Origin of the sequence: Microbacterium gilvum (assembly GCF_039543865.1) — a bacterium.
GTDB classification, from domain to species: domain Bacteria; phylum Actinomycetota; class Actinomycetes; order Actinomycetales; family Microbacteriaceae; genus Microbacterium; species Microbacterium gilvum.
The window spans coordinates 313181-334854 of the sequence record NZ_BAABKO010000004.1; the positions used below are offsets into that span (position 1 = coordinate 313181).

Here is a 21674-nt window from a genome sequence, read left to right on the forward strand (position 1 = left end):
CCATCCGGTTGAACTGGGCGGTCGAATCGTGGTTCGCGAGAGGGTCCGCCTATCGGGCGGGCCACCAGGAGAGGTTCGCGAGCATGCGCCGAAACTACCACAGCGTGCGGCGCGGCCACGGCCATCCAGCCCTCACCCACCGTGCGCGCGTACGCTGGAGCACGTGCCCGCAGTCAACATCGGTATGCCCCGCGTTCCCGAGACCCTCGCCCCGCGACGGAAGTCCCGTCAGATCAAGGTCGGCAAGGTGCTCGTCGGGGGCGACGCACCCGTGAGCGTGCAGTCGATGACCACGACTCCCACGACCGACATCAACGCGACGCTGCAGCAGATCGCCGAGCTGACGGCGTCGGGCTGCGAGATCGTCCGTGTCGCGGTGCCGAGCCAGGACGACGCCGACGTCCTCCACATCATCGCGGCGAAGAGCCAGATCCCCGTGATCGCCGACATCCACTTCCAGCCGAAGTACGTCTTCCAGGCGATCGACGCGGGGTGCGCCGCCGTGCGCGTGAACCCCGGCAACATCCGCAAGTTCGACGACCAGGTGGGCGCGATCGCGCAGGCGGCGAAGGCCGCCGGCGTCTCGCTGCGCATCGGCGTCAACGCGGGCTCGCTCGATCGTCGTCTGCTCGAGAAGTACGGCAAGGCGACGCCCGAGGCTCTCGTCGAGTCGGCCGTCTGGGAGGCGAGCCTCTTCGAGGAGCACGACTTCCACGACTTCAAGATCTCGGTGAAGCACAACGACCCGATCGTCATGGTCAAGGCGTACCGCCAGCTCGCGGAACGGGGCGACTGGCCGCTCCACCTCGGTGTGACGGAGGCCGGCCCGGCGTTCCAGGGCACGATCAAGTCGGCCACGGCGTTCGGCATCCTCCTGTCGGAGGGCATCGGCGACACCATCCGCGTCTCGCTGTCGGCTCCGCCGGCCGAGGAGGTCAAGGTCGGCCACCAGATCCTGCAGTCGCTCAATCTGCGCGAACGCAAGCTCGAGATCGTGTCGTGCCCCTCCTGCGGCCGTGCCCAGGTCGACGTCTACACGCTCGCCGAGAACGTGACCGAGGGGCTCAAGGACATGACCGTGCCGCTGCGCGTCGCCGTCATGGGCTGCGTCGTGAACGGCCCCGGCGAGGCGCGCGAGGCCGACCTCGGCGTCGCGTCGGGCAACGGCAAGGGTCAGATCTTCGTGAAGGGCGAGGTCATCAAGACCGTCCCGGAGGCCGAGATCGTGCAGACCCTCATCGAGGAGGCGAACCGCATCGCCGACGAGATGGGGCCGGACGCCGCCACCGGCACCGCGCAGGTCGTCACCGTCTGACCCTGGACGGGGCGCGGGCCCCGCGTGTCAGGATGACGGTGTGGCACTCGACCGCATCGCGCTCATCTCCGACGTCCACGGGAACCTGACGGCTCTCGACGCCGTGATCGACGACATCCGGGCACGGAGGATCTCGCGCATCGTCAATCTCGGCGACGTGGCGGGCAAGGGACCGCGGGGGAGCGCCGCCGTCGCACGCGTGCAGGAGACGTGCGAGGTCACCGTCCGCGGCAACTGGGACGACTTCCTCGACGGCATCGCCGATGACGGCCCCGCCGAGATGGTGTGGTGGCGCGATGAGCTGACGACCGCCCAGCGCCGCTGGCTGCGGGAGCTGCCGATGCATCACGACCTCGTCGTGAGCGGGCGCCGGATCCGCCTGTTCCATGCGTCAGCGCGGAGTCCGCACATCCGCGTCCCCTTCGACCACACGCCGGCGGAGTTCGACGGGATGTTCCGCATGACCGAGATGACGGGCGCCGGCCCCGAACCCGATGTCGTCGGATACGGCGATGTCCACGACGCGTATATCGAGTCGCGCGACGGGCGCACGCTCTTCAACGTCGGAAGCGTCGGCAACCCTCTCGACGAGCCGACCCCGAGCTATGTGATCCTCGAGGGAATCGTCGACGGGCCGCGCTCAGCCCCGTTCGGCATCCAGTTCGTGCGCGTGCCCTATGACGTCGACGCGGAGGTCGCCGTCGCGCGGGCGCTCGACATGCCCACCGCGGACGTGTGGGAGGTCGAGCTTCGCACCGCCGTGTACCGGGGCAGGCAGGCCGGGGTCAGCGCACCGCGGCGATGATCAGCTCGGCGACGCGGTCGGGCTGCGTGAACTGGGGCCAGTGCGCGGACCCGATGCGGACGACCTCGCTGTCGGCGATCGCGTCGAACTCGGCCGCGTAGGCGCCCCACTGCGCGATCTCGGCGCGGAGGGCCCGCTCGTCCATCCCGCCCATGAGGAGCGTCACCGGCACCTCGTGCCGACGCGGGTCGACGAGGCGGATGGCGTCGGTCGGCACGCGCGCCGGAATGCTGTGCGTGAGCGGCTCGGTGCGCGCCCGCGTCGCCGCGTCGAGGTCGTGGACGTCCTCGTCCGGGAAGAAGTCCCAGCCGGGGAACGGCACGACGCCGTCCTCGACGGGGAACTCCGAGATGTGCGAGCCGGGCGGCGGCGGCACGGTGTCGACGAACACGACGCGCGCGACGCGGCCGGGCCGTGCGTCGGCGGCACCCCAGACGACGTTGCCGCCCCCCGAGTGGCCCACGAGCACGACGGGCGCCTCCGCCGAATCGATCTCCGAGACGACGGCGTCGATCCATTCTGCGATGCCGATGCCGTCGGGCGAGGGGTCGCCGACGCCGGGCAGGGTGAGGGGCTGCGGTGCGTGCCCCGCGGCCTCGAGCGCCGGGGTCACGGCGCTCCACGAATCGGCGTCGAGCCAGAGCCCGGGGACGAGGATGATCTCCATGCCCCGACGCTAACGGCGAGCGCCGACATCCGCGAGGGCACGTGCGCGACGGGCGTCGCGGCGCGCGAGGCGCTCGACGGATGCGAGCCAGGCCTCCCGGCGCATCGCGTCCGCCCGGCGCACTGAGGTGAACCGCGTCGTGCGAACGCCGCGCACGCCGCAGAACCGCATCGTCTGATCGCGCACCTGCCGTGCCGCCGGCTCGCCCGTCCACGCGAGGAACCAGCGCGGCGAATCGCTTGTCAGGAGCAGCCGCCCCGACTGCGCGGGCAGCAGACCCTCGGGCAGACCGCTGGGGCGGTAGCGGTAGGTCTCCTTCGGCAGCAGCACGCGATCGAAGAACCCCTTGAGGAGTGCGGGGGTCGATGCCCACCACACCGGGCTGGCGACGACGAGATGGTCGGCGGTGAGCAGGAGCGACAGGCACCGCTCGAGGTCGGGCTCGAGCTGCTGCACGCCGCGATACCCCTCTCGCAGCACGGGGTCGAAGGCGAGGTCGCGCAGCGTGAGCAGCACGGCGTCTCCGTGCGCCTCGGCGTACCTGCGGGAGAGCGCCGCGGTGAGCGACTCCGGCGACGGATGTCCGTCGATGACGAGGGCGGACATGGCAGCTCCTTTGATATGGACAGTGCCCAGATATCTGGACACTATCAAGATAGCTACGATCTTGCGCATGTCAACATCGGGTGACCGCTACCACCACGGCGCGTTGGCCGCCGCCCTGCTCGAGGCCGCCGATGCGCTCCTCGGCGAGAGCGGCGCCGCCACGCTGAGCCTGCGCGAGGTCGCGCGTCGCGCAGGCGTGAGCCACAACGCGCCGTACCACCACTTCGCCGACCGTCAGGCGCTGCTGAAGCGGCTGTCCGAGCGGCACATGTCCGCCCTGCTCGATGCGCAGCGCGCCGCCGCCTCCGCGTCGCCGCCGGGAGCGTCGCGCCTGCGCGCGATGGCGGTGGCGTACGTCGACTACGCCGCCGACCACCCTCAGGGCTTCGCCCTCGTCTTCGACCCCGAGGTGTGCGTCCCCGGGGCTCCGTCGGAGACCATGGCGCCGCTGATCCGCGCCAACGAAGAGCTGATCGCCGACGTCGTGGGGGAGGTCGACCCGCGGCTCGACGAGCCGGCGCGCGCCGCGGCCGTCGCGGGTGTGTGGGGTCTCGCGCACGGTCTCGCCAACCTCGTCGTGGCGGGCCACCTCCCGCGTGATGCCGCCGCTCCCGGCGTCGACGCGCTCGTCGCCCTCGTGCGCGGCGACTGAGCGCGCCGGTTCCTACGCGCCGTCCTCGTCGTGCTCGGCCCCGACGACGGCGAGCGACACCGTGCCGGCGGCGATGTCGGTGGCGACCACGCGCACCCGCACGCGCGCGCCCGCCGGCGCCGCGCCATCCGCCGTCGCCGTGACGAACGGCTCGGCGATCTGCACGCGCACGCCGCCCTTCGCCTCCGACAGCACGACGGCGTCGTGCACATCGCCGGCGTGCAGCACGGCCGCCTCCACACGGTCGACGGCGCCGTTCTCGAGCCGCGACGCGAGCGCAGAGGATCGGCGCATCGTCTCGGGGAGGGCGGGCAGCGCCTCGACGTCGACGTCGCCCAGGCAGGCGCGCAGCGCGAAGCGGTCGACGAGGCGCCGCAACGGCGCCGTCACGTGCGCGTACGGTGCGCCGATGGCGGCCTGCGCGGCGTGCTCCGGCACCTCGGCGCCGGAGAGGAAGACCGCGTAGTCGGCTCCCCGGAAGAGCGCCGTGGCCGCCTGCAGCACGGCGGCCGTGACGGGGTCGTCCGCGTCGAGCCGCCGGAGGTACTCGCCGTAAGGGACGGAGTCATCCCACGGCCGCCCGAGCAGCTCGACCTTGCGGCGGAACTGCGCGAGCGCATCCTCGTCGGCGGGCGACAGGGTACGGAGGACGCCCCTGCCCGCCGCGAGCATGCGCGCCGCGGCGGCCATCCCCGTGAGCAGCGAGATCTGCGCATTCCACTCCTCGATCGGCAGCGGCACGCGCCGGCGCAGCTCGTACCCCGCCGGCCCGTCCACGACCTCCTCCTCCGGCGTGTTGAGGCTCGCTCCACCCCGCTCCGCCTCCTGTGCGACGAGGAGCGGCCCGACGACGCCGAGCAGGGCGATGGTGACGGGCGCGCTGCCGCCGTCGAACGCCGCCTGCGCCTCGCGGTAGGTCCACTGCCGCCGTGAGCGGACCCACGCGCGCTCGATCGACGCGGGGGAGCGGACGGCCGCGCGCGCGTCGAGCACGAAGGTCCAGACGTACGCGCGCCTGTCCTCGCCCGCGAGGAGCGATGCGGCGCCGTGCGACAGCTCCTCGGGATGGAGGGGGACCGAGCCGTCGGGGGCGTACAGCGTCTGCCCGCGTCGCCGCGCCTCGTCGTCGATCGCGCCTCCCGGGCGCACGAACGCCGCGAGGTCCGCGATGGCGTAGCGCACGACGAAGCCGTCGCCGTCGCGGGCGATGTGCATCGCCTGGTCGAGGTCGCGCGACCCCTCGGGGTCGATCGTGAGGAAGTCGACGTCCCGCAGATCGGTGCGATCGGGATCGGAGCCGTCGACCGCGGGGCCCGCCGATACCGCGACCGCCTCCGCGCGCACCTCGGGCGGGAACGACTCCGGCAGCTCGAGGTCACGGCGGAGCGCGGCGAGGGAGTCGGCGAGCTCTGTCCGGACGGCGGACGGGGACAGTCGGGTGCGACGGGCCGGCATGGCGCCAGCCTAGGCGGGCGTCCGCAGGGACACGATGCAGGAGATCCGGCCGGCCGACGCGACGGCGCCCCCGGAACGACACGGGATGACCATCCGCCACAGCTGAAAACTCCTGCATCGTGTCTCGCGTGTCGGGGGCGCGGAAGGACGCGGGCCTAGACTGGGGGATCGTGGTCACCCGTCTGTCGAAGCTCTTCGTCCGCACGCTCCGAGAGGACCCCGCCGAGGCGGAGGTCGCGAGCCACAAGCTGCTCGTGCGCGCCGGCTACATCCGGCGGGCGGCACCCGGCATCTTCACGTGGCTGCCGCTCGGCCTTCGGGTGAAGGCGCGCATCGAGGCGATCATCCGCGACGAGATGACGGCGGCTGGCGCACAGGAGGTGCACTTCCCGGCGCTGCTGCCGCGCGACCCGTACGAGCAGTCTGGCCGCTGGGAGTCGTACGGCGACGGCATCTTCCGCCTGCAGGACCGGAAGGGCGCCGACTACCTCCTGGCGCCGACGCACGAGGAGATGTTCACGCTGCTCGTGAAGGACCTGTACTCCTCGTACAAGGACCTGCCGCTCACGATCTACCAGATCCAGGACAAGTACCGCGACGAGGCGCGGCCGCGTGCCGGCCTCCTCCGCGGGCGCGAGTTCACGATGAAGGACGCGTACTCCTTCGACGTCTCCGACGCCGGGCTCGAGGAGAGCTACCAGGCGCAGCGCGATGCCTACGAGCGCATCTTCCAGCGCCTCGGGCTCGAGTACGTGATCGTCAACGCCGACAACGGGCTCATGGGCGGCGCGCGCAGCGAGGAGTTCCTGCACCCCACGCCCGTCGGCGAGGACACCTTCGTGCGCTCGGCGGGCGGCTATGCCGCCAACGTCGAGGCCTTCACGACCGCCGTGCCCGACGCCGTCGACTTCTCCGCCGTGCCGGAGGCGACCGTGTTCGACTCCCCGGACACGCCGACGATCGAGACGCTCGTCGCGCACTCCAACGCCGTGCTCGACGGCGAGTACACGGCCGCCGACACCCTCAAGAACGTCGTGCTCGCCCTCACGCACCTGGACGGCACGCGCGAGCTCGTCGTCGTCGGCATCCCGGGAGACCGCGAGGTCGACGAGAAGCGCGCGGAGGTGGCCTTCGCTCCCGCAGAGGTCGAGACCGCCACGCCGGAGGACTTCGAGCGGCACCCCCTCCTCGTGAAGGGCTACATCGGGCCGTGGTCGCCGACGGGCGCCGTGCTCGGCTCCGAGTCGGCCACCGGCATCCGCTACCTCGTCGACCCGCGCGTGAGCGAGGGCACCGTGTGGATCACGGGTGCGAACATCGACCAGAAGCACGCGCACTCCGTCGTCGCCGGCCGCGACTTCGCCGCGGACGGCGTCGTCGAGATCGCGAACGTGCGCGCGGGCGACCCCGCGCCCGACGGCTCCGGTCCCGTCGAGCTCGCGCGCGGGATGGAGATCGGCCACGTGTTCCAGCTGGGGCGCTTCTTCGCGGAGACGCTGGGCCTCAAGGTGCTCGACGAGAACGGCAAGCTCGCGACCGTCACGATGGGGTCCTACGGGATCGGCGTCACGCGCATCCTCGCGATCATCGCCGAGCTCTCGAACGACGACCGCGGCCTCATCTGGCCAGAGGCGGTCGCCCCGTTCGACGTGCACGTCGTCGCGACCGGCAAGGGCGACGAGGCGTTCGCGCTCGCCGAGGAGCTCGCCGGCGCGCTGGAGGGCGCGCGGCTCGACGTGCTCTACGACGATCGTCCGAAGGTCTCGCCCGGCGTGAAGTTCGGCGATGCCGAGCTCATCGGCGTCCCGCGCCTCGTCGTCGTCGGCCGCGGCGCGGCCGAGCGCCAGGTCGAGCTGTGGGACCGGCGCTCTGGCGAGCGCGAGGTGGTCCCCGTCGAGGAGGCCGTCGCCCGCCTCACGGCCGCTCGATGACGACGGTCGACGACGACCTCGCCGCACTCCTCGACGCGGCGGGCATCACGGCGAATCGGACCCTCGTCGAGCGGATGCTGCGCGCCGCGCTCCAGCTCGGGCAGGACGGCACGTCCCGGCTCGATCTGAAGATCGCCGCGTCCGCCGTCACCGAGATGCGCTCCGCGTTCCGGCTGTTCCAGCCGTATGCGGGAGTTCCCAAGATCACGGTCTTCGGATCGGCGCGCACGCGGCCGGAGGACCCCCTCTACCGGCAGGCGCGCGATGCGGCCGCCGCGCTCGCCGAACGCGGCTGGATGGTCGTGACAGGCGCGGGCCCCGGAATCATGCGCGCGGCCGCGGAGGGCGCGGGCGACGAGCGCGCGCTCGGCGTGTCGATCCGCCTCCCGTTCGAGGAGAAGGCGGAGGGTGTCGTCGCCGACGACAGCCGCTCGGTCGAGATGAAGTACTTCTTCACGCGCAAGCTCATGCTCGTGAAGGAGTCGAGCGGATTCATCTGCCTGCCGGGCGGGTTCGGCACGCTCGACGAGCTGTTCGAGCTCCTCACTCTGCAGCAGACCGGCAAGGCCGAGCCCATGCCGATCGTCCTCCTCGACGCCCCCGGTGGCCGCTTCTGGCGCGGACTGGAGTCCTTCGTGACGGAGCAGCTGGAGCCGGCGGGCGTCATCTCGCCCGGCGACTTCGACCGCGTGCTCCTCACGGACTCCGCCGAGGAGGCGATCGCGGAGATCACCGGCTTCTGGCGCAACTACCACTCGCTCCGGTGGGTCGGCGAGCGCCTCGTGCTGCGGCTCCGTCACGAGCCGAGCGACACCGAGCTCGCCGAGCTCGACGCGACCTTCGGCCCGCTCCTCGCCGAGGGGCGCATCGAGCGCGTCGCGGCGCTCCCTCCCGAGGTCGCCGACGACGACCACGTCGACCTCCCTCGCATCGCCCTGCACCTGCGTCGACGCGAGGTCGGGTCGCTCCACCGCCTCATCGCCGCTGTGAACGGGCTCGCCTCCGCGCGCTGACCGGCGCGCCCGGGGCGACGACGCACAGCCGCCGCCCCTGCTCATCCGGTATCGTTGCGGAGATATCGGCGAGACGTGTGCCGGTGAGAGCTGAATACTGGAGGGCCCTGTGGACATCGATCTCGGATTGCTTCGGACGGTCGAGCGCGAGAAGGAGATCCCCTTCGACGAACTCGTCCGCATCATCGAGCAGGCGATCCTCACCGCCTACGGCAAGCACATCTCGCAGTCGGGCGAGATCCCCGAGGGGGCACGCGCCCGTCTCGACAGGAAGAGCGGCCACGTGGCCATCCTCCTCCCCGTCCGGGACGACGAGGGCGCCGTCGTCGGCGAGGAGGAGACGACCCCCGACGACTTCGGTCGCATCGCGGCCTATGCGGCGAAGCAGGTCATCAGCCAGCGACTGCGCGACATCGCCGACGACGCCGTGCTCGGCGAGTTCCGCGGCAAGGAGGGCGACATCGTCGCGGGCGTCGTCCAGCAGGGGCCCAACCCCCGGATGATCCACGTCGACCTCGGCACCGTCGAGGCCATCCTCCCCCCCGAGGAGCAGGTTCCGGGCGAGGAGTACGCACACGGATCGCGGCTCCGCGTCTACGTCACGAGCGTCGCGAAGGGCACCAAGGGCCCGCAGATCACGGTCTCGCGCACCCACCCCGGGCTCGTCCGGAAGCTCTTCGCGCTGGAGGTGCCGGAGATCGCGAACGGCCTCGTCGAGATCACCTCGCTCGCGCGAGAGGCGGGGCACCGCACGAAGATCGCCGTGCGCGCCAACGACCCCTCCATCAACGCCAAGGGCGCCTGCATCGGCGAGCTCGGGCGGCGCGTGCGCGCCGTCACGGAGGAGCTGAGCGGAGAGAAGATCGACATCGTCGACCACGACGACGAGCTGCCGAAGTTCGTCGCGAACGCGCTCTCGCCCGCCAAGGTCACGAGCGCCTTCGTGCTCGACGCCTCGACGAAGGCCGTGCGCGCCCTCGTGCCGGACTACCAACTCTCGCTCGCCATCGGCAAGGAGGGCCAGAACGCCCGCCTCGCCGCCAAGCTCACGGGCGCCAAGATCGACATCCAGCCCGACAGCGTGCTCGAGGAGTAACCGCAGGATGGCCGGCCCCGCGACACGCGCGGAGGCGGCCGCGACACCAAGGTGTAGGATGGAACCCGTACGGACGTGCGTCGCCTGTCGCACGCGTGCCTCCCGAACCGCCCTCCTCAGGGTGGTGGTCATCGATTCCGAACTCGTCGCAGACGAGCGCGCGATCATGCCGGGCAGGGGCGCGTGGGTCCATCCGACCCCCGAGTGCATCGGGATCGCGGTGAAGCGCCGCGCCTTCGTTCGGGCACTGCGCGTGTCGGGCCCGCTCGACACGCAGACCTTCGAGAAATGGCTGTCAGCTATGGAAACCAAGTGAACGGCTCGAAATGAGTCCCGTCCGACTTCACTGAGGTCTGCCCTGTCCGGGGCAGGCCGCCCCAGACAGGAGAATTGTGGCAAAACCACGCGTACATGAGATCGCAGCGGAGCTCGGCGTCGACAGCAAGGTCGCGCTCGCGAAGCTGAAGGAGCTCGGCGAGTTCGTCAAGAGCCCGTCGTCGACGATCGAGCCGCCCGTCGCGCGCAAGCTGCGCGCCGCGCTCGAGTCGGAGGGCTCCGCGAAGCCGGCGGCCGAGGGATCGGCGAAGCCCGCCGCTCCGCGCGCCCCCGGCCGCCCCGGGCCCGCGGCCGCGCGCCCCGGCGCCCCGAAGCCCGGCCCCGCGCGCCCCGCGGAGAAGCCCGCCGTCGAGGAGCCGGCAGCCCCGGCGCCCGCCGCTGCCGCGCCTTCCGCCCCGGCGAAGCGGGCAGCCGCCGCACCCGCGGCACCCGCCGCGGCGAAGCCCGCCGCCGCGATCGCGTCGGCCGACGAGGCGCCGACGGCGTCCGGTGCGCCCACGCCCGGCCCCCGCCCCGGCGGCCCGCGTCCCGGCAACAACCCGTTCTCGACCCAGCAGGGCATGGGCAAGCGCCCCGCCGCAGGTCCCCGTCCGGGCAACAATCCCTTCGCGTCGCAGCAGGGCATGGGCCAGCGCCCGACGCCCGGCAACATCCCGCGCCCGCCGAAGCCGCAGGCTCCGCGTCCCGGCGCACCCCGGCCTGGTGCTCCGCGCCCCGGCCGTCCCGGCGGCGGTCGTCCCGGCGGCGCCCCGTTCCAGCAGCGTCCCGGCGGCCCCGGTCGTCCCGGCGGCGCTCCCGGTGCCGGCGGCGGCTTCCGTCCCGGCGGCGGCGCTCCCGGCGGCGGCTTCGCCGGCCGTCCCGGCCCCGGCGGACGCGGACGAGGCGGCACCGCCGGCGCGTTCGGCAAGGGCGGCGGCAAGTCGAAGCAGCGCAAGTCGCGTCGGGCGAAGCGTCAAGAGTTCGAGATGCGGGAGGCCCCGATCGTCGGCGGCGTCAAGGTCCCGCGCGGCGACGGCAACACCGTCATCCGGATGCGCCGCGGCGCGTCGATCTCCGACTTCGCCGACAAGATCGAGGCCGCGACCGGCATGGTCTGCCAGCCCGGCAACCTCGTGACGGTGCTCTTCCACCTCGGTGAGATGGCCACCGCCACCGAGTCCCTCGACGAGGCGACCTTCGACGTGCTCGGCTCCGAGCTCGGCTACAAGGTGCAGATCGTCTCCCCCGAGGACGAGGACAAGGAGCTCCTCGAGGGCTTCGGCCTCGACCTCGAGAAGGAGGAGCTCGAGGAGGACGACGACGATCTCGAGATCCGTCCTCCCGTGGTCACCGTCATGGGCCACGTCGACCACGGCAAGACGCGACTGCTCGACGCCATCCGCAAGACGAACGTCGTCGCGGGCGAGGCCGGCGGCATCACGCAGCACATCGGCGCCTACCAGGTGTGGACGGAGCACGAGGGCTACGAGCGCGCGATCACCTTCATCGACACCCCGGGTCACGAGGCCTTCACGGCCATGCGCGCCCGCGGTGCCGAGGTGACCGACATCGCGATCCTCGTGGTCGCGGCCGACGACGGCATCATGCCGCAGACGGTCGAGGCCCTGAACCACGCGCAGGCGGCCGGCGTGCCGATCGTCGTCGCGGTGAACAAGATCGACAAGCCGGAGGCGAACCCGGCGAAGGTGCGCCAGCAGCTGACCGAGTACGGGCTCGTCGCCGAGGAGTACGGCGGAGACGTCATGTTCGTCGACGTGTCGGCGCGCCAGAACACGGGCATCCAGGACCTCCTGGACGCCGTGCTGCTGACGGCCGACGCGGGTCTCGACCTGCGCGCGAACCCGAACAAGGCCGCGCGCGGCATCGCGATCGAGGCGAAGCTCGACAAGGGCCGCGGCTCCGTGGCCACGGTCCTCGTGCAGTCGGGAACGCTGCGTGTCGGCGACCCGATCGTCGCGGGCACGGCGTACGGCCGCGTGCGCGCCATGGTCGACGAGAACGGCGACCAGGTCGTCGAGGCCGCCCCGTCGCGGCCCGTCCAGGTGCAGGGTCTCAGCTCGGTCCCCCGGGCCGGCGACACCTTCATCGTCACGGACGACGACCGCACGGCCCGCCAGATCGCCGAGAAGCGCGAGGCCGTCGAGCGCAACGCGCAGCTGGCCAAGGCCCGCAAGCGCATGTCGCTCGAGGAGTTCACGCGCGCCCTCGAGGAGGGCAAGGTCGAGTCGCTCAACCTCATCATCAAGGGCGACGTCGCCGGTGCCGTGGAGGCGCTGGAGGAGTCGCTCCTCAAGATCGAGGTCGACGACAGCGTGCAGCTGCGGATCATCCACCGCGGTGTGGGCGCGATCACCGAGTCCGACGTCAACCTCGCCACGATCGACAACGCGATCGTGATCGGCTTCAACGTCCGGCCGGACGCGAAGGCCCGCGAGGCGGCCGCCCGCGAGGGCGTCGACGTGCGCTTCTACTCCGTCATCTACAACGCGATCGACGACGTCGAGCAGTCGCTCAAGGGCATGCTCAAGCCGGAGTACGAGGAGGTGCAGTCGGGCGTCGCGGAGATCCGCGAGGTCTTCCGCTCCTCCAAGTTCGGCAACATCGCCGGTGTCATCGTGCGGTCGGGGACGATCACCCGCAACGCGAAGGCGCGCGTCATCCGCGACGGCGTCGTCATCGCGGACGGGCTCGCCATCGAGTCGCTGCGCCGCTTCAAGGACGACGTCACCGAGGTCCGCACGGACTTCGAGTGCGGTATCGGCCTGGGCAAGTACAACGACATCCAGATCGGCGACGAGATCGAGACGACCGAGATGGTCGAGAAGCCGCGTTCCTGACGCGTCTTCATGACACGATGGCCCTGCCGGGCGGCTCGCGCCGCCCGGCAGGGCCGTCTCTTCCCGAGGAGGACTGAACATGGCTGGAAACGAACGACAGGCCAGGCTCGCGGACCGCATCCGCGTCATCCTCGCCGAGCGGCTCGAGAAGGGGCTGCGCGATCCGCGGCTCGGGTTCGTGACGATCACCGACGTGCGCGTCACGGGCGACCTGCAGCACGCGTCGGTGTTCTTCACCGTCTACGGCTCCGACGAGGAGCGCGCCTCCAGCGGCGCGGCTCTCAAGGCCGCGACCGGGATGCTGCGCAGCGAGGTCGGTCGCAAGCTCAACACGCGCCTCACCCCCACGCTCGAGTTCATCCCCGATGCGCTGCCGGAATCGGCGGACCACCTGGCTGCGCTGCTGCAGGAGGCGCGCGAGCGCGATCAGGCCGTGGCCGGTCTCGCGGCGGGCGCCCGGTACGCGGGTGACGAGGACCCCTACGTCAAGCCCCGCGTGGACGACGAGGACTGACGCTCACCGCGGCAGTCGCAGCTCTCCGCCCTCCGCCTCCACGAGGCCGTCGGCGAGGAGCGAGAGGATGGCCCGGTCGCGCTGTGCGCGGTCGGGCCATCCTGCGAGCACGGCGTCCTCCGCGACGGGAGAGGGATCGCGGTCGCGCAGCAGCCGCAGGACGGCGCCTCGCGCCTGCCGGTCGCTGCCCTCGTACCGCGCCTGGCGCCGACGGGTGTCGGGCGTCTCCGGACGACCAGCGGCGACCCATGCGCACAGGTGCTGGACGGGGCACTCGCCGCAGCGGGGCGTCCGCGCCGTGCAGATGACCTGGCCGAGCTCCATGGCCGCTGCGTTCATCACGGCGGCGTCCGGCGCGGCCGGCGGCAGGAGGTCCGTCATCTCGGCGAGGTCGCGACGATGCGGAGGGGCGGGCTGCGCCCTCCCGTGCACGGCCCGCGCGATCACGCGCCGCGTGTTCGTGTCGACGACGGGATGCCTGTCGCCGTAGGCGAAGGCGGCGACGGCGCGCGCCGTGTAGTCGCCGATGCCCGTGAGGGCGAGCAGATCGTCGACGTCGCGAGGGACGACGCCGTGATGGCGGTCGCGGATCTCGACCGCGGCGCGGTGGAGCCACAGCGCGCGGCGCGGGTACCCGAGGTTGGCCCAGAGGCGCACGGCCTCTGCCGGCGCGTCATCGGCGAGGGCCGTCGGCGTGGGCCAGCGCTCGAGCCATTCGGCGAGCCGCGGGACGACGCGCGCCACGGGCGTCTGCTGCAGCATGAACTCGCTGACGAGCGTGCCCCACGCGCCGAACCCCGGCCGGCGCCATGGGAGATCGCGCGCGTGGGCGCGGAACCACGGCGCGAGGGCGTCGGCGAGCGCGAGGTCGGGCATCCCTCCACCCTAGGACGGCCGTCGCGACCGAAGCGTTATCGGACGGCGTCCCAACCGTTACCGACATACCGCAACCCGCCGCTAGCGTCGAGAGGGGGATCGACGGAGGAGTCTCATCATGTCGCGCACACGCTCTGCCGCCGCGCTCGCGGGAGCGCTCGCGCTCGCGCTCGCCGGCTGCGCGTCGCCGGGGGGCGCGGAGCCGGGCACGACGGACTCATCCGCGCCGTCCAGCGCGACCCCGTCGCAGACGCCGGCCACGCCGCCGCCCACGCCCTCCACGCCAGGGCGCGACGAGGAGGACCCCGCCGATCCTGCCACGTGGGAGATCGAGGACGGGTCGATCGGGCCGGTGGAGCTGGGCGAGCCGTTCGCGCAGACGCTGGCGGGGCTCCCCGCCGAGTGGATCAACGACGACAGCTGCGCCTGGGTGGCGTACTGGTCCTCACCCGACGGCACCTACCTCGTGTCCTTCCAGCGCGATGCCGACGCCGGTGCGGACGGCCCTGTCGTCGGCGTCGCCGTGGAGTGGCTGAGCGATATGACCGGCATCGGCCCGCGCACGGAGGAGGGGCTCGGCGTGGGCGCGCAGCGCGACGACGTGCTCGCGGTCTTCCCCGACGCGGAGGAGGTCGCCTCGCCCGTCGACGGCGTCTCGCATCTCCGCGTCCGCGACGACGACGCCGAGGACGGCGCGCTCTTCTTCACCTACTCCGACGGCGGCGACGGTGCCGGATCGGTGACCGTGACGACGCAGGAGACGCCGTCCTACGAGGCCTGCGCCTGAGGGGCTCCCGCGCGCGAGCGCCTAGGCTGGAGGGATGGCACAGGCTCATCCCACGGCAGGGGGCATCCTCCTCGTCGACAAGCCGGGCGGGCTGACGAGCCACGACGTCGTCGCCCGCACGCGGCGCGCGTTCGGCACCCGCAAGGTCGGCCACGCCGGCACGCTGGACCCCATGGCGACGGGCCTCCTCGTGATCGGCGTGGAAGGATCGACCCGGCTCCTCACGTACCTCGTCGGCCTCGGCAAGACCTACACGGCCACCATCCGCCTCGGCGCGGCGACGACGACGGACGACGCCGAGGGCGAGACGCTCGCGCCCGTCGACGAGGTCGCGCTCGCGGCCGTGGCGGATGCCGCGATCGCCGACGGCGTCGCGGCGCTCACGGGCGCGATCTCGCAGGTGCCGAGCGCGGTGTCCGCGATCAAGGTCGACGGCCGCCGCGCGTACGACCGCGTGCGCGCCGGGGAGGAGGTCTCGCTCGCGGCACGGGAGGTGACGATCTCGCGATTCGACGTGAAGGCCATCCGCCGTTCGGCCGGGGCGATCGACCTCGACGTCGTCGTCGACTGCTCGTCCGGGACGTACATCCGCGCCCTCGCGCGCGACCTGGGGGCGTCGCTCGGCATCGGCGGGCACCTCACGGCGCTCCGCCGCACGCATGTCGGCCCCTTCGGCGTGGCGGAGGCTGCGGCCGTCGACGCGCTCGACGACGCGGTGCTCCTCCCCGCCGCCGAGGTGGCGGCGCGCGTCCTCGGCCGCTTCGACGCGACCGCCGACGAGGCCAGGGACCTCCGCCACGGCAAGCGCCTGGAGGGAGCGGCCGTCCGCCTGGCGGGCGCGCGCGCCGCGGCGATCGACCCGGACGGCGTGCTCGTCGGCGTGGTGGAGAAGCGGGGCGCCGCGCTCAAGAGCGCCATGAACATGCCGGAGTCGCTGTCGTGATCGAGTGGTTCACCGTGGCGCAGGTCGGCGTCGCGGCGGCGGCAGGGCTCCTGTGCGTCGTCCTGGGCCTCGTCGGGCGCCGCCCCGGCGACGTGTCGGTGGGCGCGCTCGCCCTCGTCGAGCTGCTCCTGCTCGCCCAGATCGTCGTGGCGATCGTCGCGCCGCTCGCGGGGAACCCGCCCACGGGGGACCTGCTGGAGTTCTGGACGTACCTCGTATCGGCCGCGCTCCTGCCCGCCGCCGGCATCGTGTGGGCGTTCGTCGACAGGAGCCGCTGGAGCGTCGTCGTGATGGGCGTGCTCGCGCTCGCCGTGGCGGTCATGGTGTACCGCATGCACGTCATCTGGACCATCCAGGGCGCGTGAGGCCGGATCGCCCTCCCCTCGGGAGAACTAGACTGGAGCGGTTATGACACAGACCGCGCGCACCCGCCGGATGACCGGCGTCGGCATCGTCCTCGTGTTCGTCTACGGCGTCATGGCGCTCGCCGCCACAGGCCGCTCGTTCGTGCAGATCGTGCGCGCGTTCGACGAGGCGCCGCTCGCCTACGCGCTCTCGGCCGCATCGGCCGTCGTCTACATCCTCGCGACGCTCGCGCTCCTGTTCGCGAAGAGCCCGGCGTGGTACCGGGTCGCGTGGGTCTCGGTCCTGTTCGAGCTGGCGGGCGTGCTCGTCGTGGGAACCCTCAGCGTCGCGCTCCCCGCGCTCTTCCAGCACCCCACGGTGTGGTCGCTCTACGGCAGCGGCTACGTCTGGATTCCGCTCGTCCTGCCCTTCTTCGGCATCTGGTGGCTGCGCACGCATGCACCGGAGGCGGGAGCATGATGCTCTTCCGCAACGCGGACGAGGTGCCCGTCGGCTTCGGTCCGTCGGTCGTCGCGATCGGCAAGTTCGACGGCCTCCACGCCGGCCACCGCGCCATCGTCGAGCGGATGCTCGTGGACGCGGCGGGGACGGGGTCGCGCACCGTGGCCGTCACGTTCGACCGCAACCCGCTCGCGCTCATCGCGCCGGAGAAGTGCCCGAGGCCACTCATCGGCGTCGCGCAGAAGATCGACCTGCTCGACGGCACGGGGATCGACGCGACCCTGGTGCTCGCCTTCGACGACGAGCTCGCGGGGGAGGAGCCGGAGCGCTTCGTCGAGCGCGTGCTCGTCGGAGCCCTGCACGCCGAGCGCGTGCTCGTGGGCGGCGACTTCCGGTTCGGCCGCGGCGGAGCGGGCGACTCCGCCCTCCTCGAGCGGATGGGGGCGGTCCACGGCTTCACGGTCGAGGTCATGCCCGACATCGCGAGCGCGGGCGACGGCCGCCGGGTGTCGTCCACCTGGATCAGGGAACTGCTCGATGCGGGCGAGGTGGAGCGCGCGGCGAAGCTGCTCGGCCGCCCGCACGGCATGCGGGGCGAGATCGTGCACGGTCTGAAGCGCGGCCGCGAACTGGGGTTCCCGACCGCGAACCTCGCCGAGGACGCGGAGGGCTTCGTACCGGCCGACGGCGTCTACGCCGGGTGGCTCATCGTGCCGCGTGGCGACCTCGGCTCGGTCGTGCGCTATCCGGCCGCGATCTCGGTGGGCACCAACCCGACCTTCGACGACGTCGAGCGCCGCCAGGTGGAGGCCTACGTGCTCGACGAGGCCGATCTCGACCTGTACGGGCTGCGTGTCGAGGTGCAGTTCGTCGCGCGCATCCGCGGAATGGTCGCCTTCGAGGGCGTCGAGAGGCTCATCGACCAGATGGCCGACGACGTCGCGCACGTCGGCGACGCCCTCCGCCAGGGCTGAGGGCGTCGCGGACGGCGCCTCAGTAGGAGGTGGCGTCCTCCGTCGTGGAGGCCGCGCCGCCGGCCTCGCGGGCACGCAGCTCGCCGAGGATGGTCGCGCTCGCGCTCGTCCCGAGCCGGGTCGCGCCGGCCCCCAGCATGGCGATGGCCGCGTCGAGGCCGCGGACGCCGCCGGACGCCTTCACCTGCACGGTCTCCGACACCGTGCGGCGCATGAGCGCCACGTGCTCGACCGTTGCACCGCCCCCGGCGAAGCCCGTCGACGTCTTCACGAAGGACGCGCCGCCGGCTTCGGTGAGACGGCTGCCGCGCTCGATCTGCTCCTCGTCGAGGAGGCTCGTCTCGAGGATGACCTTGGTGACGAGGCCGCCGGCGGCGGCCACGACCTCGCGGATGTCGGCGACGACGCGGTCGTCCTCGCCGCCGCGCAGGGCTCCGATGTGCACGACCATGTCGAACTCCGTCGCGCCGTCGTCGAGGGCCCGCCGCAGCTCGGCCGTCTTGGCCGCCGTCGAGGTCGTGCCGTGGGGGAACCCGATGACGGTGCCGACCGCGACTCCCGTCCCGTCGAGACGGCGCACGGCGTAGGGGATGTCGGAGGGGCGGACGCAGACGCTGAACACGCCCCACTGCGCGGCGATGTCGAGCTCCCGGTCGACGTCGGCGCGCGTGAAGTCCGGCTTGAGGATCGCGTGGTCGATGGCGGCGGCGACAGCCGCCTCGGTGAGCTCGATGGGCATGCGACCAGCCTACCCGCGTGGGTGGTGCGGAATACCCCTGGGGGGTATCGTGTTCAGTGACGTGACAGCGAAGGAGGATGCGCCATGGCGGTGACAGAGGAGGCCGGCGGGCGACCCGTCGTGCTCGACATCGACGGCATGACCTGCGCGAGCTGCGTCGCCCGGGTCGAGAAGCGCCTGCGGAGCGTGCCGGGCGTCGACGCGAGCGTCAACCTCGCGACCGAGTCGGCGAGGGTGACCGCGCCCGCCGGTGTCGAGGACGACGCGCTCGTCGCGGCCGTCCGATCGGCGGGATACGACGCCGTCGTGCGCCGCCCCGCAGCGACGCAGGGGCGCACCGTTCGCCACGATCACGGTGTCCATGAGCACGGCGATCGTGAGCACGGTGTCCATGAGCGCAGTGCCCATGAGCACGCGGGTGCGGCGGGCCACGTGCACGACGTCGAGGACCGGCCGGGTGCCGTGACGCTGCGGACACGGCTCGTGGTGTCGGCCGTGCTGGCCGTCCCCGTCGTGCTCGTGTCGATGATCATGCCCCTCCAGGTACCGGGATGGCAGTGGGCGGCGCTCGTCGCGACGGCCGTCGTCGTCGTGTGGGGCGGATGGCCGTTCCACAGGGCGGCGTTCGCCGCCGCCCGTCACGGCGCCGCCACGATGGACACGCTCATCACACTGGGGACGGCGGCCGCGCTGCTGTGGAGCGCAGGGGCGACGGTCCTCGGCGACGGGCACGTGTACTTCGAGACGGCGGCCGTCATCACCGTCTTCCTCCTGCTCGGGCGCGTCATCGAGCAGAGGTCGAAGCGCACGGCGGGAGCCGCGCTGCGCGCCCTGCTCGAGCTGGGCGCGAAGGACGTCGTGCTGGCCGCCCCCGACGGCCGAGACGGCGCGCGCGTGCCGATCGGCTCCCTCGCGGAGGGCGACCGGTTCGTCGTGCGGCCCGGCGAGCGGATCGCCGCGGACGGCGTCGTCGAGAGCGGATCGGCGGCCGTCGACACGAGCATGCTCACGGGCGAGTCGGTCCCCGTCGCGCGCGGAGAGGGCGACTCCGTCACGGGCGGGACGATCGCCGCGGACGGGCGGCTCGTCGTCGTCGCGACGGCCGTGGGAGAGGCGACCCGGCTGGCGCACATGGCACGGCTCGTCGAGGACGCGCAGGCGGGCAAGAGCCGCGTGCAGCGTCTGGCCGACCGCATCTCGGCGGTGTTCGTCCCCATCGTGATCGCCCTCGCCGTGGCCACCTTCGCGGGATGGCTCATCGCCGGTCAGCCCGTCGACGCCGCGTTCACGGCCGCCGTCGCCGTCGTCATCATCGCCTGCCCGTGCGCGCTGGGCCTCGCGACCCCCGTCGCCATCCTCGTCGGCACGGGGCGGGGAGCGCAGCGCGGCATCCTCGTGACGGGCCCCGAGGCCATCGAGACCGCGGGCGGCGTCGACGTCGTCGTGCTGGACAAGACGGGCACCGTGACGCAGGGGCGGATGGCCGTCGAGGGCGTGGTCGTCGCCGGCGGCGTCTCCGAGCGCGACGCCCTGCGGACGGCGGCGGCGCTCGAGGGCGCCTCCGCCCACCCGATCGCGCGCGCCGTCGTCGAGGCCGCGGGCGGCGAGCCCGATGCGGTGGAGGACTTCCGCGACCACGCGGGTCGCGGCGTGACGGGCGTCGTCGGAGGCCGTCGCGCGTTCGCAGGCAGCCCGGCCTTCGCCGCGGATCAGAGCACGCGCCTGCCGGACGCGCTCGCCGAGGCGGTCGACGACGCCGTCGCGACGGTCGTCGTGGTCGGCTGGGCGGAGGACGCCGACGCCCCGCTCGAGGCCAGGGCCGTGCTCCTCGTCGCCGACGCCGTCCGGTCCGATTCCGCCGCCGCCATCGCTCGCCTGCGCGCCCTCGGTCTCGAGCCCGTCCTGCTCACGGGCGACGCCGAGCCGATCGCGCGCCGGGTCGCCGACGCCGTCGGCATCGACCGCGTCGTCGCCGGCACCGACCCCGAGGGCAAGCTCGCCGAGATCGCGCGCCTGCGGGCCGACGGCCATCGGGTGGCGATGGTGGGCGACGGCGTCAACGACGCCGCGGCGCTCGCCGCGGCCGACCTCGGCATCGCGATGGGCGGGGGAGCCGACGCGGCTCTGCACGCGAGCGACGTCACGCTCGTGCGCGCGTCGCTCGACGCCGCCGCCGATGCCGTGAGGCTGTCGAGGCGCACCATGTCGATCATCCGCGGCAACCTCGTGTGGGCGTTCGGATACAACGTGGCGGCCATCCCGCTCGCCGCGCTCGGCCTGCTCGACCCCATGATCGCCGCGGCGGCGATGGCGTTCTCGAGCGTCTTCGTCGTGCTGAACAGCCTGCGGCTGCGCCGCTTTCGCTGAGGCGCGCCCCATCGGATGCGATTGCATCACGATCGGGGTGCGCCCCCGCGCGGCGGGACGGTCGCTCCGCTACCGTCGGACGCATGATGCGCCGCCTCGCCCTCGCCGTCGTGCCGGCGGCCTTCGTGCTCACGGCGGCGGGGTGCGCCTCCGGCGGGCTCGGCCCGGCGCCCGCCGAGACCTCGTCCGTGCCCGTGACGACGGAGACGGGCGCTCCGGTCACGCCGACCCCCGCGACCACGGCACCCGCGGCGCCGACGCCGACGACGGAGCCCTCCGAGGGCATCGCCCTGCCGGCGAGCTGCGAGCAGGTGTGGTCGCCCGAGGCGCTCGCCATCCTGAGCGAGGACGTGGGACCGCTGAACGACCCCGGTCTCACGATGCTCTCGACCGAGGTCGTGCCGGCGCTCGAGGTGCTCGACACGGTGCCGAGCCTGCGCTGCACGTGGGGCCTGCCGAGCGACGTCGGGATCGCCACGACCGTCGCGATCGTCGACGACGCGCAGGCGGACGCCGTCCTCGCGGCGCTGCAGGAGCAGGCGTTCGCCTGCGAGGACCGCGTCGTCGTGACGCGCTGCGAGCTCAGGGACACCTTCGACGGCGCTCCCGAGGGCGAGGGCGGCGAGGTCCACGTGCTGGGCGGCAACGGGTGGGTGTCCACCCACTGGCTGAACGCGGACGTCGAGCCCGAGTACACCGACGACGTCATCGCGACGCTCTGGGGCTGAGACGCGGTCGGGGTCGCCCGATGGCGTAGAATGCCCGTGAAGCTTCCGTTCTCCCGATCGACGCGTGTGCGCCGGGGGGACGGGACGCGTCATCGGACGCCGGTTCGCGAGCGCTCCGGTCGTCGCCCGGTCCCGCCGGACGGCGCCGCCCGCACTCCGGCGGCGCATGGCGCACGCACGACCTCGACCTGACCTGCGGCGACATCCGCGGGCAGCGACGCTCAGG

21 protein-coding genes are annotated in these 21674 nt (G+C 72.8%); 16 read left to right on the top strand and 5 right to left on the bottom strand.

The features are described 5' to 3' along the window. The first annotated feature begins 184 nt into the window (after positions 1 to 184). On the top strand, positions 185 to 1315 hold the full coding sequence (gene ispG, locus ABD998_RS12660; protein ID WP_345439885.1) for a flavodoxin-dependent (E)-4-hydroxy-3-methylbut-2-enyl-diphosphate synthase: 1131 nt from the start codon (positions 185 to 187) through the stop codon (positions 1313 to 1315). Positions 1316 to 1355: 40 nt separating this feature from the next. After that, on the top strand, positions 1356 to 2120 hold the full coding sequence (locus ABD998_RS12665) for a metallophosphoesterase family protein (RefSeq protein WP_345439676.1): 765 nt from the start codon (positions 1356 to 1358) through the stop codon (positions 2118 to 2120). Here ABD998_RS12665 and ABD998_RS12670 read toward each other — a convergent pair. After that, positions 2101 to 2787, bottom strand: a complete 687-nt coding sequence (locus tag ABD998_RS12670) for an alpha/beta fold hydrolase (RefSeq protein ID WP_345439678.1) — start codon at positions 2785 to 2787, stop codon at positions 2101 to 2103. The two genes, ABD998_RS12665 and ABD998_RS12670, sit on opposite strands and share 20 nt — an antisense overlap. A gap of 9 nt (positions 2788 to 2796) precedes the next feature. Next, on the bottom strand, positions 2797 to 3393 hold the full coding sequence (locus tag ABD998_RS12675; protein ID WP_345439680.1) for an NAD(P)H-dependent oxidoreductase: 597 nt from the start codon (positions 3391 to 3393) through the stop codon (positions 2797 to 2799). Between the two features lie 67 nt (positions 3394 to 3460). Between ABD998_RS12675 and ABD998_RS12680 the strand changes: the two genes are divergently transcribed. Then, positions 3461 to 4045 carry a TetR/AcrR family transcriptional regulator gene (locus ABD998_RS12680; protein WP_345439682.1) on the top strand — a complete coding sequence of 195 codons (585 nt, stop codon included), beginning with the start codon at positions 3461 to 3463 and terminating at the stop codon, positions 4043 to 4045. Between the two features lie 12 nt (positions 4046 to 4057). On the opposite strand, the gene ABD998_RS12685 is transcribed toward ABD998_RS12680, so the two are convergent. After that, positions 4058 to 5500: an RNB domain-containing ribonuclease gene (locus ABD998_RS12685; RefSeq protein ID WP_345439684.1), complete on the bottom strand. Its 1443-nt coding sequence runs from the start codon at positions 5498 to 5500 to the stop codon at positions 4058 to 4060. Between the two features lie 170 nt (positions 5501 to 5670). Between ABD998_RS12685 and ABD998_RS12690 the strand changes: the two genes are divergently transcribed. The 6 genes from ABD998_RS12690 to rbfA all read left to right on the top strand — a co-directional run bounded on the left by ABD998_RS12690 (position 5671) and on the right by rbfA (position 13227). Further along, on the top strand, positions 5671 to 7431 hold the full coding sequence (locus ABD998_RS12690; protein WP_345439686.1) for a proline--tRNA ligase: 1761 nt from the start codon (positions 5671 to 5673) through the stop codon (positions 7429 to 7431). Beyond that, entirely contained in the window at positions 7428 to 8444 is a 1017-nt protein-coding gene (locus ABD998_RS12695; protein ID WP_345439688.1) for an LOG family protein, read from the top strand. Before ABD998_RS12690 ends, ABD998_RS12695 begins: the two co-directional genes overlap by 4 nt. Before the next feature lie 109 nt (positions 8445 to 8553). Next, positions 8554 to 9540 carry a transcription termination factor NusA gene (nusA, locus tag ABD998_RS12700; protein ID WP_345439690.1) on the top strand — a complete coding sequence of 329 codons (987 nt, stop codon included), beginning with the start codon at positions 8554 to 8556 and terminating at the stop codon, positions 9538 to 9540. A 58-nt stretch (positions 9541 to 9598) separates the two neighbouring features. Further along, the gene (locus ABD998_RS12705) at positions 9599 to 9856 is read left to right on the top strand and encodes a YlxR family protein (protein ID WP_345439692.1); all 258 of its coding nucleotides are present in this window, start codon (positions 9599 to 9601) and stop codon (positions 9854 to 9856) included. Positions 9857 to 9932: 76 nt separating this feature from the next. After that, positions 9933 to 12713 carry a translation initiation factor IF-2 gene (gene infB / locus ABD998_RS12710; RefSeq protein ID WP_345439694.1) on the top strand — a complete coding sequence of 927 codons (2781 nt, stop codon included), beginning with the start codon at positions 9933 to 9935 and terminating at the stop codon, positions 12711 to 12713. A gap of 79 nt (positions 12714 to 12792) precedes the next feature. Further along, complete coding sequence (gene rbfA, locus ABD998_RS12715; RefSeq protein WP_345439696.1) at positions 12793 to 13227, top strand: 30S ribosome-binding factor RbfA; 435 nt, start codon at positions 12793 to 12795, stop codon at positions 13225 to 13227. Positions 13228 to 13230: 3 nt separating this feature from the next. On the opposite strand, the gene ABD998_RS12720 is transcribed toward rbfA, so the two are convergent. After that, the gene (locus tag ABD998_RS12720) at positions 13231 to 14103 is read right to left on the bottom strand and encodes an HhH-GPD family protein (RefSeq protein WP_345439698.1); all 873 of its coding nucleotides are present in this window, start codon (positions 14101 to 14103) and stop codon (positions 13231 to 13233) included. A 118-nt stretch (positions 14104 to 14221) separates the two neighbouring features. On the opposite strand from ABD998_RS12720, the gene ABD998_RS12725 reads away from it, so the two are divergent. Genes ABD998_RS12725 through ABD998_RS12745 form a run of 5 tightly spaced genes read left to right on the top strand, consistent with a single transcriptional unit; the run spans position 14222 to position 17614 of the window. Further along, positions 14222 to 14890 (top strand): hypothetical protein, encoded by a 669-nt coding sequence (locus ABD998_RS12725; protein ID WP_345439700.1) that lies wholly within the window; start codon positions 14222 to 14224, stop codon positions 14888 to 14890. A gap of 34 nt (positions 14891 to 14924) precedes the next feature. Beyond that, positions 14925 to 15833 carry a tRNA pseudouridine(55) synthase TruB gene (truB, locus tag ABD998_RS12730; protein ID WP_345439702.1) on the top strand — a complete coding sequence of 303 codons (909 nt, stop codon included), beginning with the start codon at positions 14925 to 14927 and terminating at the stop codon, positions 15831 to 15833. After that, positions 15830 to 16198 (top strand): hypothetical protein, encoded by a 369-nt coding sequence (locus tag ABD998_RS12735; protein ID WP_345439704.1) that lies wholly within the window; start codon positions 15830 to 15832, stop codon positions 16196 to 16198. The genes truB and ABD998_RS12735 overlap by 4 nt, the downstream gene beginning before the upstream one ends. 43 nt (positions 16199 to 16241) lie before the next feature. Next, entirely contained in the window at positions 16242 to 16658 is a 417-nt protein-coding gene (locus ABD998_RS12740) for a hypothetical protein (protein ID WP_345439706.1), read from the top strand. After that, the gene (locus ABD998_RS12745; RefSeq protein WP_345439708.1) at positions 16655 to 17614 is read left to right on the top strand and encodes a bifunctional riboflavin kinase/FAD synthetase; all 960 of its coding nucleotides are present in this window, start codon (positions 16655 to 16657) and stop codon (positions 17612 to 17614) included. Before ABD998_RS12740 ends, ABD998_RS12745 begins: the two co-directional genes overlap by 4 nt. Positions 17615 to 17633: 19 nt before the next feature. Here the strand turns inward: ABD998_RS12745 and deoC are convergent, their stop codons facing one another. Continuing rightward, positions 17634 to 18353 (bottom strand): deoxyribose-phosphate aldolase, encoded by a 720-nt coding sequence (gene deoC, locus ABD998_RS12750; RefSeq protein ID WP_345439710.1) that lies wholly within the window; start codon positions 18351 to 18353, stop codon positions 17634 to 17636. 84 nt (positions 18354 to 18437) lie between these two features. Here deoC and ABD998_RS12755 point away from each other — a divergent pair, with 84 nt between their 5' ends. Further along, complete coding sequence (locus ABD998_RS12755; protein WP_345439712.1) at positions 18438 to 20720, top strand: heavy metal translocating P-type ATPase; 2283 nt, start codon at positions 18438 to 18440, stop codon at positions 20718 to 20720. Positions 20721 to 20803: 83 nt separating this feature from the next. Next, entirely contained in the window at positions 20804 to 21448 is a 645-nt protein-coding gene (locus tag ABD998_RS12760; RefSeq protein WP_345439714.1) for a hypothetical protein, read from the top strand. Positions 21449 to 21674: the final 226 nt, after the last annotated feature.

What these genes read in the sequence shown, in the direction of transcription:
- ispG (WP_345439885.1), top strand. Translation starts at nt 185, where the DNA reads ATGCCCCGCGTTCCCGAGACCCTCGCCCCGCGACGGAAGTCCCGTCAG.
- ABD998_RS12670 (WP_345439678.1), bottom strand. Translation starts at nt 2,787, where the DNA reads ATGGAGATCATCCTCGTCCCCGGGCTCTGGCTCGACGCCGATTCGTGG.
- ABD998_RS12675 (WP_345439680.1), bottom strand. Translation starts at nt 3,393, where the DNA reads ATGTCCGCCCTCGTCATCGACGGACATCCGTCGCCGGAGTCGCTCACC.
- ABD998_RS12680 (WP_345439682.1), top strand. Translation starts at nt 3,461, where the DNA reads ATGTCAACATCGGGTGACCGCTACCACCACGGCGCGTTGGCCGCCGCC.
- ABD998_RS12685 (WP_345439684.1), bottom strand. Translation starts at nt 5,500, where the DNA reads ATGCCGGCCCGTCGCACCCGACTGTCCCCGTCCGCCGTCCGGACAGAG.
- ABD998_RS12695 (WP_345439688.1), top strand. Translation starts at nt 7,428, where the DNA reads ATGACGACGGTCGACGACGACCTCGCCGCACTCCTCGACGCGGCGGGC.
- ABD998_RS12705 (WP_345439692.1), top strand. Translation starts at nt 9,599, where the DNA reads ATGGAACCCGTACGGACGTGCGTCGCCTGTCGCACGCGTGCCTCCCGA.
- rbfA (WP_345439696.1), top strand. Translation starts at nt 12,793, where the DNA reads ATGGCTGGAAACGAACGACAGGCCAGGCTCGCGGACCGCATCCGCGTC.
- ABD998_RS12720 (WP_345439698.1), bottom strand. Translation starts at nt 14,103, where the DNA reads ATGCCCGACCTCGCGCTCGCCGACGCCCTCGCGCCGTGGTTCCGCGCC.
- ABD998_RS12725 (WP_345439700.1), top strand. Translation starts at nt 14,222, where the DNA reads ATGTCGCGCACACGCTCTGCCGCCGCGCTCGCGGGAGCGCTCGCGCTC.
- truB (WP_345439702.1), top strand. Translation starts at nt 14,925, where the DNA reads ATGGCACAGGCTCATCCCACGGCAGGGGGCATCCTCCTCGTCGACAAG.
- ABD998_RS12740 (WP_345439706.1), top strand. Translation starts at nt 16,242, where the DNA reads ATGACACAGACCGCGCGCACCCGCCGGATGACCGGCGTCGGCATCGTC.
- ABD998_RS12745 (WP_345439708.1), top strand. Translation starts at nt 16,655, where the DNA reads ATGATGCTCTTCCGCAACGCGGACGAGGTGCCCGTCGGCTTCGGTCCG.
- deoC (WP_345439710.1), bottom strand. Translation starts at nt 18,353, where the DNA reads ATGCCCATCGAGCTCACCGAGGCGGCTGTCGCCGCCGCCATCGACCAC.
- ABD998_RS12755 (WP_345439712.1), top strand. Translation starts at nt 18,438, where the DNA reads ATGGCGGTGACAGAGGAGGCCGGCGGGCGACCCGTCGTGCTCGACATC.
- ABD998_RS12760 (WP_345439714.1), top strand. Translation starts at nt 20,804, where the DNA reads ATGATGCGCCGCCTCGCCCTCGCCGTCGTGCCGGCGGCCTTCGTGCTC.